Annotated in this window: 7 protein-coding genes; 4 read left to right on the top strand and 3 right to left on the bottom strand. The window is 61.3% G+C overall.

Features of this window, described 5'->3' with window-relative positions; translation table 11 throughout:
* Positions 1–5 precede the first annotated feature (5 nt).
* Both U5K34_RS02100 and U5K34_RS02095 read left to right on the top strand, forming a co-directional pair.
* A complete protein-coding gene (locus tag U5K34_RS02100) occupies positions 6–8,591 on the top strand; it encodes a GH36-type glycosyl hydrolase domain-containing protein (protein WP_416224001.1) in 8,586 nt (2,861 codons plus the stop codon).
* Between the two features lie 204 nt (positions 8,592–8,795).
* Positions 8,796–8,954, top strand: a complete 159-nt coding sequence (locus U5K34_RS02095; protein ID WP_322566861.1) for an ACT domain-containing protein — start codon at positions 8,796–8,798, stop codon at positions 8,952–8,954.
* Between the two features lie 58 nt (positions 8,955–9,012).
* Here U5K34_RS02095 and U5K34_RS02090 read toward each other — a convergent pair whose 3' ends face one another.
* Positions 9,013–9,339 carry a type II toxin-antitoxin system RelE/ParE family toxin gene (locus U5K34_RS02090; RefSeq protein WP_322566860.1) on the bottom strand — a complete coding sequence of 109 codons (327 nt, stop codon included), beginning with the start codon at positions 9,337–9,339 and terminating at the stop codon, positions 9,013–9,015.
* Complete coding sequence (locus tag U5K34_RS02085) at positions 9,336–9,617, bottom strand: type II toxin-antitoxin system Phd/YefM family antitoxin (protein ID WP_322566859.1); 282 nt, start codon at positions 9,615–9,617, stop codon at positions 9,336–9,338. Before U5K34_RS02085 ends, U5K34_RS02090 begins: the two co-directional genes overlap by 4 nt.
* 224 nt (positions 9,618–9,841) lie before the next feature.
* On the opposite strand from U5K34_RS02085, the gene serB reads away from it, so the two are divergent.
* Both serB and tadA read left to right on the top strand, forming a co-directional pair.
* Positions 9,842–11,071: a phosphoserine phosphatase SerB gene (gene serB / locus U5K34_RS02080; protein WP_322566858.1), complete on the top strand. Its 1,230-nt coding sequence runs from the start codon at positions 9,842–9,844 to the stop codon at positions 11,069–11,071.
* Between the two features lie 162 nt (positions 11,072–11,233).
* Positions 11,234–11,731 (top strand): tRNA adenosine(34) deaminase TadA, encoded by a 498-nt coding sequence (tadA, locus tag U5K34_RS02075; protein WP_322566857.1) that lies wholly within the window; start codon positions 11,234–11,236, stop codon positions 11,729–11,731.
* Positions 11,732–11,768: 37 nt separating this feature from the next.
* Here the strand turns inward: tadA and mltF are convergent, their stop codons facing one another.
* Positions 11,769–13,184 (bottom strand): membrane-bound lytic murein transglycosylase MltF, encoded by a 1,416-nt coding sequence (gene mltF, locus U5K34_RS02070; protein ID WP_322566856.1) that lies wholly within the window; start codon positions 13,182–13,184, stop codon positions 11,769–11,771.
* Positions 13,185–13,244 lie beyond the last annotated feature (60 nt).

Genomic DNA, 13,244 nt, shown 5'->3' with positions numbered 1-13,244 from the left:
CCGAGTTGCTGCGTGCGGAGTTGTTCAGTATCGAGCAACTGAAACGTCACGCAGTCACGCTGGCCGGCCAGCACGTGATCGATCCGCGTCCAGGTCCGGACCGGTTGCTGCCACGGCTGGCGGACAACGCCCGTGTTCTGCTGGCGGCGTATGACGTCGTCACCGCCGTTGCCACCCAGGGGCAGCGGATTGTGCCGGCAGAGGCCTGGTTGCTCGATAACTTCTACCTGATTGAGCAGCAGATCACCCTGGCGCGTCGGCACCTGCCGCGCGGCTACAGCCGGCAGTTGCCGCGACTGGCCGATGGCCCGTCGGCCGGATTCCCCCGCATCTACGACCTGGCGCTGGAGCTGATCTCCCACATGGACGGCCGCGTCGACAGCGACAACGCCACCCAGTTCATTGCCGCCTACCAGACCGTCGAGCCCCTGAAGCTGGGCGAATTGTGGGCCTTCCCGATCATGCTGCAGCTGGCGCTGCTGGAAAACCTGCGTCGCGTCGGGGTGCGCATCGCCCGGCGGCGTGAGGAGCGCGATGCGGCCATCACCTGGGCGGACCGCATGCTTGAGGCGGCCGAAACCGAGCCCAAACAGCTGATCCAGTTGCTGGCCGAGTTTGCCCATGCCGATGTGCCGCTGACTGCCTCGTTTGTGGAAGAGTTTTACGACCGGCTGCAGGCGCAGGGACCGGCCATGGCCTTCGTGCAAACCTGGGTCGAGCACAAACTGCTCGAGCAGGGGGTGACCGCAGCCGGCTTGTCGGAGGCGGCGGGGCGCACCGCCGCGGCCAACCAGATTTCCATCGCCAACAGTATCAGCAGCCTGCGCTTCATCGGCGCCATGGACTGGAAGCAATACGTTGAGTCGCTCAGCGTCGTCGAACAGATCCTGCACGAAGATCCAATGGCGATGTACGCCAGCCAGGATTTCGCCACCCGCGACCGCTACCGGCACGTCATCGAGGATGTGGCGCGACGCAGCAGCTGCAGCGAAATGGCGGTGGCACGCGAAGCCGTCGCGCTTGCGCAGGCCGCTGTCACGCAACAGGGCACGCAGGATCGCAGCGCGCATGTGGGCTACTACCTGATCGATCAGGGCCGACCACAGCTGGAGCATGCGGTCGATTGCCGACTGTCGTGGAAAACCAGGCTCAGCCGGATGGGCCGGCATTTCCGCCTCCCGCTTTATCTCGGCCCGATCCTGCTGCTCACGTTGCTCGCGACAGCGGTCGTGCTTGGCCTTGATACGGGCGGTGTCAATGTGGATGGCTGGCGGATCGGGTTGCTGGCGCTACCCCTGGTCATCGGCGCCTCGGCGCTGGCCGTGCCGCTGGTGAACCTGCTGGTCACGCTCGTCCTGCAGCCGCGCGCGTTGCCACGACTGGATTTCTCTACCGGGATCCCGGACCGCCACCGCACCATGGTGATCGTCCCGACCCTGCTGACGAAAGCGCAAGACGTCGACGATCTGCTTGAAGCAATGGAGATCCGCTACCTCGGCAATCGCGACCCCAATCTGTACTTTGCTCTGTTGACGGATTTTGTCGACGCGCCCGAACAAACGCTGCCGGACGACGAAGCCCTGCTCGAATATGCGCGCGCCGCGGTCGAGGCGCTCAACGCGACCTACCGCGAGGATCGTCCGTGCATCTTCTATCTGTTCCACCGGCCACGGGTGTGGAACCCGTTCGAGCGGGTGTGGATGGGCTACGAGCGCAAGCGCGGCAAGCTGGAGCAGTTCAATGCCCGGCTCAGGGGCGGGGCGCAAACGGCCTTCTCGGACATCGTCGGCGATCAGTCCCTGCTCGGATCGATCCAGTACGTCATCACCCTGGATACCGATACGCAGCTGCCGCGCGACGCGGCACACACCCTGGTGGGCAACCTCGCGCATCCACTCAATCGCCCGGTGTACGATGCCGGCAAGGGCCGTATCGTTGAAGGCTACGCGATCCTGCAACCGCGCGCCTCGATCAGCCTGATCAGTGCCGGCCAATCCCGCTTCACGAAATTGTTCGCGGGTGAGGCCGGCATCGATCCCTACACGCGCGAGGTGTCGGACGTCTACCAGGATGTATTCGGGGAAGGCTCGTTCATCGGCAAGGGCATCTACGACGTCGATGCGTTTCGCCAGGCCGTCGACGGCCGCTTTCCTGAAAATCTCATCCTCAGCCACGACTTGCTGGAAAGCGGCTATGCACGTTCCGCGCTGGTGACCGATGTCGAACTCATCGAGGAGCATCCGGCCAGCTATGCCATCGAGGCTAGCCGGCACCACCGCTGGATACGCGGTGACTGGCAACTGGCCGGCTGGCTGCTGCCACACGTGCCGGGCCCCCCCGGCCTGGATGGTGTGAAGGCGACGCGGCAGACGAACCCGCTCTCGGCGCTGTCGCGCTGGAAACTTTTCGACAATCTGCGGCGCAGCCTGGTGGCGCCTGCGCTGCTCGCCCTGTTGGCCGGTGGCTGGCTGTTGGGCCCGGGGCTCGGGTGGCACTGGAGCTTGCTGGTCATGGCGGTGATATTTCTGCCCAGCCTGCTGGCTGCCGCCATCGAGCTGGTTCGCAAGCCCGAAGAATCCGACTGGCGAGTACACCTGAACCTGACCGGCCGATCCGTGGGGCGCCCGCTCGCACTCGCCGTCCTGACCCTGACCTTTTTGCCCTACGACGCGCTGATCTGCCTGGGGGCAATCCTGCGCTCGGGGTTGCGCATGCTGTTCACGCGACGTGGCCTGCTGCTGTGGAAACTGCCGTCCTACGCACGCCGTAACGCAACCCGCACGCTCGCCGAATTTTTCCGGGAGATGTGGGTCGCGCCGGTGATTGCGCTGGGGCTGGGCGTGGCATTGGCCATGGCAAGCCAGCCGGCGGTGTGGCTTTATGCCGGCCCCATCCTGCTGCTGTGGTTGTTGTCGCCCGTCGCCGGCTGGTGGATCAGCCGGCCGCTGGCCGCCCCCGCCCCGGGCCTGAGCGTCGACCAGGAAGCCTTCCTGCGGACGTCGGCGCGGCGCACCTGGCGCTACTTCGCGGACTTCGTCGGCCCGCAGGACAACTGGCTGCCGCCTGACAACGTCCAGGAATACCCGGCAGCGGCCATCGCCTCGCGCACCTCGCCCACCAACATCGGCATGTCGCTGCTGGCCGACCTGGCGGCGGTCGATTTTGGCTACATCACGGCCGGGGAATGCCTGCAGCGCCTCGGCAACACGCTCGACTCGATGGAAAAGCTGGAACGCTACCGCGGCCATTTTTACAACTGGTACGACACGCGCACCCTGGAGCCGCTGCACCCGCAGTACGTCTCGTCGGTGGACAGCGGCAACCTGGCCGGCTGTCTGCTCACCCTGCAGGCCGGGCTGGCCGAGCTCAAAGATCAGCCGGTGCTGTCGTCCAACGCATTGCAGGGGCTGCAGGATACACTGCAGGTGTTCGCTGAACAGCTGCCTGCGTCGTCCGATCCGGATCTTGCAAACAGGATCACGTCGCTGCAGGACACACTGTGCTCGTTGACACAGAACGGCTCGCTCCGGACACTGGCTGGTGCCGGGCACGCCCTGGATGAGATTCACCGTGTCGGCGGGGAGCTGGTTGACTGGCTGCCGGCGGATAGCGATATCGATGGCGAACGGGTTTACTGGGCACGAGCCTTCGACCGGCAATGCCGGGCGCTTCGGGATGAGCTTCGGTTGCTGGTCTGTGAGCCGCAACACTTCAGCACAATCCCGACACTGGCGGAACTGGCTGGCGCGCACGCAAAGGTGACTGGGGCGCGCTCGTCCGTCGCGGCCGAACGGCTTGGCGTAATCGACGATCTGGTGCAGCGTTGCCGTGCTCTGGCGGCAATGGACTTTGACTTTCTCTATGATGCGGCCTGCGGCCTGCTGGCCATCGGCTATGACGTGGGCGAACGGCGCCGCGATCCGTCCTGTTACGACCTGCTGGCATCGGAAGCGCGCCTGGCCAGTTTTCTGTTGATTGCGCAGGGACAGCTGCCGCAGAAGCACTGGTTCTCGCTCGGCCGCCTGCTGACCAGTCATGGTGGCGACGTCAGTCTGATTTCGTGGAGCGGCTCGATGTTCGAGTACCTGATGCCGCAGCTGATCATGCCGGGTTACCCCAATACCCTGCTGGAGCAGACTTGCAAGGCCGCGGTGTCGCGCCAGATCGAATACGGTCGACAACGCGAGGTGCCGTGGGGCATTTCCGAGTCCTGCTATAACGCCACCGACATGCATCAGATCTACCAGTACCGGGCATTCGGTGTGCCCGGCCTCGGTTTCAAGCGCGGACTGGGCGACGATCTGGTCATCGCGCCCTACGCCAGTGCCCTGGCGCTGACGGTGATGCCGCGCGAAGCCTGCCGTAACCTGCTGACGCTGGCCAATCAGGGATTTCTCGGCGCCTACGGCTTCTACGAGGCCATCGACTACACGCCCTCGCGGGTACCGCGCGGCAAGCCGCACGCCGTCGTGCAGGCCTTCATGGCGCATCACCAGGGCATGAGTCTGCTGGCGTATGCACATGTCTTGCTCGACCAGCCGATGCAGCGCCGTTTCATGTCCGACCCGCTGACGCAAGCGACCGAACTGCTGCTGCAGGAGCGGGTGCCGAAGAAGGGCGCCACCCTGCATCCCCACGCCGCCGAAGTGAGCGCCGCCGCCCGTCCCCCCGGTGCGGACATCGGCGCGATCATGCGCGTGTTTACCAATCCGAACACGCCGATCCCTGAAGTCCACCTGTTGTCGAACGGCCGCTACCATGTCATGGCGACCCATGCCGGCGGCAGCACCAGCCGCTGGCGGGACCTTGCCATCACCCGCTGGCGCGAGGATGCCACTGCCGATGACTGGGGCACCTTCATCTACCTGCGCGACCGCGACAGCGGCAAGTACTGGTCGAGCGCGCACCAGCCGACCCTGCGCCGCGCCGACCACTACGAGGCGATCTTCGTGCAGGCGCGTGCTGAATACCGGCGACGCGATCAGGCAATCGAAGCACACACCGAGATCAGCGTGTCGCCCGAGGACGACGTCGAGATCCGTCGCGTCACGCTCACCAACCAGTCGGCGCGCACCCGTCACATCGAGGTGACGAGCTACGCGGAAGTGGTGCTGGCGCCGTTGAATGCCGATCTGGCGCACCGCGCCTTCAGTAATCTGTTCGTGCAGACCGAAATCCTGCCCGAGCGGCAGGCGATCCTCTGCACCCGGCGTCCCCGCACACCCGGCGAGCAGGTGCCCTGGATGTTTCATCTGCTGGCTGCCCCCGGCGCGGTAGCCGATGCGCCGTCCTACGAGACCGACCGCGCCCGCTTCATCGGGCGCGGCCGCACCGTGGCCAATCCGCAGGTGCTGGACAGCGGCGACAACCCGTCTGTTCTGCCGGGCCATGAATTATCCAACACCGCGGGGCCGGTGCTCGATCCCATCGTGGCGATCCGCCGGACTCTGACCCTGGCACCCGACGAGTCGGCGAGTGTGCAGATTATTTCCGGAGTCGCGGACACCCGCGAGGCCGCACTGGCCCTGCTGGAGAAATACTGCGACCGTCACTTCGTCAAGCGTGCATTCGAAATGGCCTGGTTCCAGAGCCAGGAGGTGCTGCGCCACCTCAATGTCACCGAAGCGGATGCGCAGATCTATGGCCGCCTGGCCAATTCCGTGATCTACGGCACGGCACTGCGCCGCGCGACACCCGACGTCATTGCGCGCAACCAGCTGGGGCAGTCCGGGTTGTGGCGCTTTGGCATCTCGGGTGATTTGCCCATCGTCCTGCTGCACATCGGCGACCTCAACCGCATCGTTCTGGTCAAGCAGGTGCTGCAAGCGCATGCCTACTGGCGCATGAAAGGCCTGGCCGCCGACCTGGTGATCGTCAACGAGGATTTCTCGGGCTACCGGGCGGAGCTGCAGGATCGGATCGTGGGTCTGATCAACTCGGGTCCCGAAGCGCAGATGATCGACAAGCCGGGCGGCGTCTTCGTGCGCCGCACCGAGGAACTGACCGAAAACGAACGCGTGCTGCTGCAGACAGTCGCCCGCATCGTCTTCAGGGATACCGCCGCGACCCTGATCGAGCAGGTGGAACGCCGTATGTCGCCAGAACGTGCGTCGGATCTGCTGGAGCCCTCGCAGCAGGCGGGCGTCGAACCGGTTTATCCGCTGGCCCCGCGCGAGCGCATTTTCTGCAATGGTCTGGGTGGCTTCACGCCCGACGGCCACGAATACGTCGTCACCCTCGAACCCGGACAGACCACGCCGCTGCCCTGGGCCAACGTGATCGCCAGTCCGCACATCGGCACCGTCGTCAGCGAGAGCGGCAGCGCCTATACCTGGGTGGAAAACGCGCACGAATTCCGCCTCACCGCCTGGCACAACGACCCGCTTTGTGACAGCAGCGGTGAAGCGCTCTACATCCGCGACGAGAAAACCGGCGCGTTCTGGTCACCGACGCCGCTGCCCGCGCACGGCCGCGCCGGCTACGTGTGCCGACACGGCTTCGGCTACAGCGTGTTCGAGCATTTTGAGGCCGACATTGCCTCGGAACTGTTCACCTACGTCGCCATGGATGCGCCGGTCAAGTTCGCGGTGGTCAAGCTGCGCAACGCGTCAAAGCGTGCGCGCAGCCTGTCGCTCACCGGGTACTGGGAGCTGGTGCTCGGCGAGTGGCGGCACGCCAATCTGATGCACATCGTTACCGAAATCGATCCGCACACTGGCGCGCTGTTCGCCCGCAATGCCTACGGTCGCGAATGCGCCAACCGGGTGGTGTTTGCCCATGTCAGCAATGAAGGTGCCAGCGAGCGCAAGCGGTCGGTGAGCGGAAACCGCACCGAGTTCATCGGCCGCAACGGCTCGCTGACGCGGCCGGCGGCGATGCGCCGCAAGCGCCTGTCGGGTCGAACCGGCGCCGGCCTCGACCCGTGCGCCGCGATCCAGGCCCGGATCGAACTGGGTGCCGGGCAGGAACGCGAGATCGTGTTCGTGTTCGGCGCGGCTGAACACGCCGATGAGGCACGTCACTTCATCCAGCAATACGGTGGATCGGCGGGTGCGCGCCAGGCATTGGAAGCGGTGTGGGAACACTGGAACCGCACTCTGGGCGCGGTGAACGTGGATACCCCCGACCCTGCGCTCAACGTGCTGGCCAATGGCTGGCTGGTTTATCAAACAATATCGTGCCGGCTGTGGGGTCGCAGCGGCTATTACCAGTCCGGCGGCGCCTACGGTTTCCGCGATCAATTACAGGACACCATGGCGCTGATCCACGCGACGCCGTGGCTCGCCCGCGAGCAGTTGATCCGACACGCCGGGCGCCAGTTCATCAAGGGTGACGTGCAGCACTGGTGGCACCCGCCCAATGGGCAGGGCGTGCGCACCCATTTCTCCGACGATTATCTGTGGCTGCCGTATGCCACCTGTCGTTATGTGCTGGCGACCGGCGACACCGGCGTGCTCGATGAGTCCATCCATTTTCTGGAGGGCCGTGAGCTGTATGCGGAAGAAGAGGCCTACTACGACCAGCCGCAACGTTCGCACGAAGCCGCCAGCCTGTACGAGCACTGCGTGCGTGCTATCAAGCACGGCCTGCGTTTTGGCGTCCATCAATTGCCGCTGATGGGCTGCGGCGACTGGAACGACGGCATGAATCTGGTGGGCAAGGCGGGCAAGGGCGAAAGCGTCTGGCTGGCATGGTTCCTGATCGAGAATCTTGAGTCGTTTGCCGGTCTTGCGCGCAGCCGCGATGACACGGACTTTGCCGAGCTGTGCAGCGATCAGGCCGCCCAGCTGCGCAGTAACATCGAGGCCCAGGCCTGGGACGGCGCCTGGTATCGACGTGCCTGGTTTGACGACGGCACGCCCCTGGGTTCGTCCACTAACGACGAATGCCAGATCGATTCGATCAGCCAGAGCTGGGCGGTCATCTCCGGGGGCGGTGATTCCACGCGCGCCCGCCAGGCGATGACGGCCGTCGGCCAGCGCCTGGTGCGGCGCGACAAACAGATCATCCAGCTGCTCGACCCGCCCTTTGACAAGTCCGATCTGGAGCCGGGTTACATCAAGGGCTACATCCCCGGCGTGCGCGAGAACGGGGGCCAGTATACCCATGCCGCGATCTGGTCCACGATGGCCTTTGCCCTGCTGGGCGACACGGAACGCGCGTGGGAATTATTTGCCATGCTCAATCCGGTCAATCACGGCAGCACGGCGGACGCCATCGAAACCTACAAGGTCGAGCCCTACGTCATGTGCGCGGACATCTATGGCGTGCCGCCGCACATCGGACGCGGCGGCTGGACCTGGTACACCGGTGCGGCAGGCTGGATGTATCGGCTGAGCGTGGAAACCCTGCTGGGGCTGCAACTGGAAGTGGATCATCTGCGCATTGTGCCCTGTATCCCGGCCGATTGGGAGTCCTACAAAATCCACTACCGCTATCGCGAGACTGTCTACCACATCACCGTCAAGCGCGTCGGTGAACCCTCGGGGCAGATCAGCCGCGTGATCGTGGACGGCACCGAATATCCCGACACCCGCATTCCGCTGGTCGATGACCGCCAGGAGCACTTCGTCGAAGCGGACCTGGGCTAAAAGCATCTTGTGGGGTTGCTGGGTCGGACCAGGCAGGGGTGAGTGATATATTCTGCGCAAATTGACATATTTGGGTGATTCCCGGTGGCGATTAGCAGCAAAGCCTTAACATGGTATCTTCCATGGTATCGACGCTTGCGCACACCGGTATCAGATTGATATTACGTGGCAATACTGTCTTATTTATAATCGAGTGGGAATAGCATGAGTGAAGTGGTTCTGATCAATATCACCGGTCGCGATCGGCTGGGACTGACGGCGCGTCTGACCGGGGTGTTGGCCGAATACGATATTCCGGTGCTGGATATCGATCAGTCGGTGACCCATAACAGCCTGGCGCTGGCTGGCAGCGGCGGGCAATAGTGATATCAACAGTATTTGTAGAGGATCGAGCGTGGACTCGGATTTTTCAGCAACAATCTTAGCGAATCAGTCGTCGTTGAAGTAACGAAGGCATATCCCTTCGACCATCAAGAATGCAGTGAATGAAAACGTCGTGACGAATGGCTTCATAGATTACACGGTAGGGTTTGAAGTAGACTTCCCGGTAGTTTGTTACACTGATTCGATCGAGTTCTGGCGGAACGTGTCCTCGTTCGGGCAACTCGACAAGTCTCAAGCAGAGGGATTCCAGCTGAACCAGTACGTAATCCGCATTCTCCGCGGAGTCGTAGAGAGCAATATAGCGGTAGATATCGATGAGGTCCTGTTCTGCATCCTCGGTAAGCCGGACGCGATAGCGTTTCACTCAGTATCTTCCCTGACACGCTTTCGAATATCGGCAAAGGCTTTCTTGAGAGGCTTGCTCCGGCCTTCCTGAATGCTTTTCGAACTTTGGGCCAGTACCTTGAGCAGTGCCAGCGATTCCTGGGTTTGTTCATAACTGGCAATATCCTGCAGCACGGCCCTGGCTTCCCCGTGTTGTGTGATTACCATGGTGCGTTGTCCTTCACTAACGTCTCGCAGAACCTCGGCGGTATGGCTTTTCAGGTAGCTGATGGGTTTAACCGATTCGCTCAGTTTCATGGTCTATGTTCCTTGAGGGCTTTGATGGTACTAAATATAGTCCATATATAGTACTATTGTAAAGGTGGTCGCGCAGGGTATTTACCGGGAAGCTTGAGCTGAAAATTGGCAATTAGCAGTGCAACAGAACATGCTATTATTCATGGTACTGCCATCTATACCAATAACCAAGCCAGTGAAATCAATCCGAAAAAATGGCTGGTTTACAATCCAGCGGGAATAACATGAGTGAAGTCGTTCTGATTAATGTCACCGGCCGCGACCGGCCGGGCCTCACGGCCCGCTTGACCGGTGTCCTGGCCGATTATGATATTCCGGTGCTGGATATCGATCAGTCCGTGACCCATAACAGCCTGGCACTGGGACTGTTAATCGAAGCGCCGGACGAGAATAAAAACTGTTCCCTGTTCAAGGATCTGTTGTTCAGTGCCCATGAGCTGGATCTCGATATCCGTTTCACCCCCATCAATGAACAGGATTACGAGCAGTGGGTAGCCCGCCAGGGCCAGGCCCGGCATATCGTGACCCTGCTGGGACGACAGATTACGGCACGACATATTGCCCGGGTCACCGAAGTGGTGGGAGAAAACGGATTTAATATTGAAGACGTGAGTCGGCTTTCCGGAAGACTCTCCCTGCATCGATCCGAGAAACAGAGCGGGGCGGCGGCCGTGCAATTGACCCTGACTGGGGAAGTTCAGGATATCCCCGGTATGCATGCCCGGTTTTTACAGATCGCCCAGGATATGCAAATCGATGTAGCCGTGCAGGAAGATAACCTGTATCGGCGCAGTCGCCGCCTGGTCTGCTTTGATATGGACTCGACCCTGATTCAAACCGAAGTGATCGACGAGCTGGCAAAAGTGGCCGGCATCGGCGATCAGGTGGCGGCAATTACCGAAGCGGCCATGCGCGGCGAAATCGACTTTTCCGAAAGTTTTCGCCAGCGGATGGTCCTGCTGGAAGGACTGGAAGAGTCGGTGCTGCAGGAGATCGCTGAAAGCTTGCCGATCACCGAGGGGGCGGAACGATTGATTTCGACACTGCGACATTTTGGTTACAAGGTCGCGATTCTCTCCGGCGGCTTTACCTATTTCGCCAATTACCTGAAAGACAAGCTGGGCGTCGATTATGTCTACGCCAACCAGCTGGACTTTGAAAACGGTAAACTGACCGGCAAGGTTAAAGGCGAGATCGTCGACGGGCAGATGAAAGCAAAATTGTTACAGCAACTGGCCGAACAGGAAGGCATCAGCACCGAACAGGTCATCGCAGTCGGCGATGGCGCCAATGACCTGCCGATGCTGTCCATCGCCGGCCTGGGTATCGCCTTTCATGCCAAACCGCTGGTGCGCGAACAGGCGCAACATTCCATCGCCACGCTGGGCCTGGATGCCATTTTGTACCTGCTGGGCATGCGCGATCGCGAACTGCAATCACTCGGTAGTCGATAGGCTCTGGAAGATAACGCGGAGTTCGTAAAGACGTTTATGCCCGTTTTTTGGGTGCAAAGTACGCAAAGTAACAATTTTAAATTTTGTGTTCACATTCAATTCAAAATTCCTTCATCCTCTGTGGTGTAATCTTTTCTGGATTGTGGCGATAGATAATTGAGCATGGATAACGATATTGAGCAGCTGGAGACCGATGCGCTGGATGAATTCTGGATGCAGCGGGCGTTGGAGCTGGCGCGCCAGGCCGGGGCGGCGGGCGAGGTGCCGGTAGGGGCGGTCGTGGTTCGGGATGAACAGGCGATTGGCGAGGGCTGGAATCAGCCGATTGGCAATCACGATCCCAGTGCCCATGCCGAGATGCGCGCCCTGCGCGATGCGGCACAACGGTCGGGGAATTATCGTCTGCCGGGTACGACGTTATACGTGACGCTGGAGCCGTGCGTGATGTGTACCGGCGCGATCATTCACGCACGGGTTGACCGGGTGGTGTTCGGTGCCCGGGATCCGAAAACCGGAGCCGCCGGCAGTGTTTTTGACATATTGAATAGTGATAAACATAACCACCGGGTCGAGATTCGCGGCGAGGTACTGGCCGGAGAGTGTGGGCGTTTGCTGACTGAATTTTTTCAGACCCGTCGCGAGGCCAGGAAAAAAGACTGAGTCGCCAGCGTAAACGTGTGCGATCAGATGATCAGCGTTACAATGCCGGTGAGGAATAAGCCAGAATCGAGCTGGGAATCTGTCCGGGCGACGGGTTGGTGCGCAAGTGCCAGCGCAGGATATCGTAATAACTGCGAATGTTATCGACATAGGTTACCGGTTCATGCCCCCGGGCATAGCCGTAACGGGTTTGCCGATACCATTTTCGCTGGGTTAACAGGGGCAGATTGGTTTTAACGTTGGACCATTTGCTCGGATCGCCACCGCGTTGTTCGGTTATCCTCTGAACATCGCGCACATGACCGAAGCCGACATTATAGGCGGCCAGCGTAAACCACATCCGATCCCCTTCGGGGATGTCATCAAAACGTTGATACAGGCTCTTGATATAACGGGCGCCACCCTGGATGCTCTGGGCCGGATCGGTCCGATCCGCTATCCCCAGCTGACTGGCTGTGACATTGGTCAGCATCATCATACCGCGGACACCGGTCGGCGATATTGCCAGCGGATTCCAGTGAGATTCCTGATAGGCGACTGCCGCAAGTAAACGCCAGTCGAGTTCGGTTTGCGCAGCTGCCTTTTCGAACAGCTTGCGGTAGTTCGGCATGCGACTGCGCATATGGTGCATGAAAAACGGCGTCCCGGCGTAGTCGTAGTTACGCACGTATTCATAGTTCTGCTTTACCCTGTGCGCCAGTTCGCCCGATTCGCGCAGTGTTTCGAAGAAATGTTCCACCTCGTCATAGAGCGAGGTGTCCTTGCTTCGGGGCAGGGCCCAGGCGAGCTGCCGGGGTTCCGACAGATCGAAGGCGACCCGCAGCTCGGGGAAATAGCGCCGGTTAATGGCCACTTCATTGGAATCGGCAATGGTGTAATCGATCAGTCCCTGGGCTACCAGCGACAGCAATTCGGTGCTGCCGGCTTCCGGATTTTCATGCCATTGGAGTTCGGGGTGTGACTGTTGTATCTGGCGTAACTGTTCGGTATGGCTGCTGTTGGCAACCACCTCCAGATAGCCTTGCCGGACATCGGCAAAATCCTGCGGTTCGGGCAAGGTGCCCTGTCGATAGACCAGTTGCGGGGTGATTTGCTGGTACGCCGGCGCAAAGCGCACCTGCCGGCGGCGCTGTTCGGTGACGGTCAGTCCGGCAGCGGCCAGATCGGCACGCCCCTTGCGCAGACCGGTGAACATCTCTTCCAGGTTGTCTTTGACGACCAGTTTCAGGCGCACGCCAAGGTGGTCGGCAAAGGCCCGGGCCAGGTCGTATTCCAGCCCGGCCGGACCCCGGGGCCCCTGATAATAGGTGGTCGGGGCATTACGGGTGTAAACGCGCAACTCACCGCTATCCAGTACCTGTTCCAGCGCACTGTGCTGCGGTGTGCAGGCATTGAGTACCACGCCAATCAGCGCCGCCCCGCCCAGCAATGTTGCGAAAACCCGTCGTTGCATTCCGTCTTACCTTTCAGTCTGTGAACTGGTTATCGGTTGCCTGATCAAATTCTGGAGTAC

The organism is Thiohalophilus sp. (assembly GCF_034521165.1).
Lineage (GTDB): Bacteria > Pseudomonadota > Gammaproteobacteria > UBA6429 > Thiohalophilaceae > Thiohalophilus.
This window is presented reverse-complemented; position numbering and strand designations above follow the sequence as displayed.

Coding starts and splice junctions, on each gene's coding strand:
- U5K34_RS02095 (WP_322566861.1), top strand. CDS start 8,796: ATGAGTGAAGTGGTTCTGATCAATATCACCGGTCGCGATCGGCTGGGA.
- U5K34_RS02085 (WP_322566859.1), bottom strand. CDS start 9,617: ATGAAACTGAGCGAATCGGTTAAACCCATCAGCTACCTGAAAAGCCAT.
- serB (WP_322566858.1), top strand. CDS start 9,842: ATGAGTGAAGTCGTTCTGATTAATGTCACCGGCCGCGACCGGCCGGGC.
- tadA (WP_322566857.1), top strand. CDS start 11,234: ATGGATAACGATATTGAGCAGCTGGAGACCGATGCGCTGGATGAATTC.
- mltF (WP_322566856.1), bottom strand. CDS start 13,184: ATGCAACGACGGGTTTTCGCAACATTGCTGGGCGGGGCGGCGCTGATT.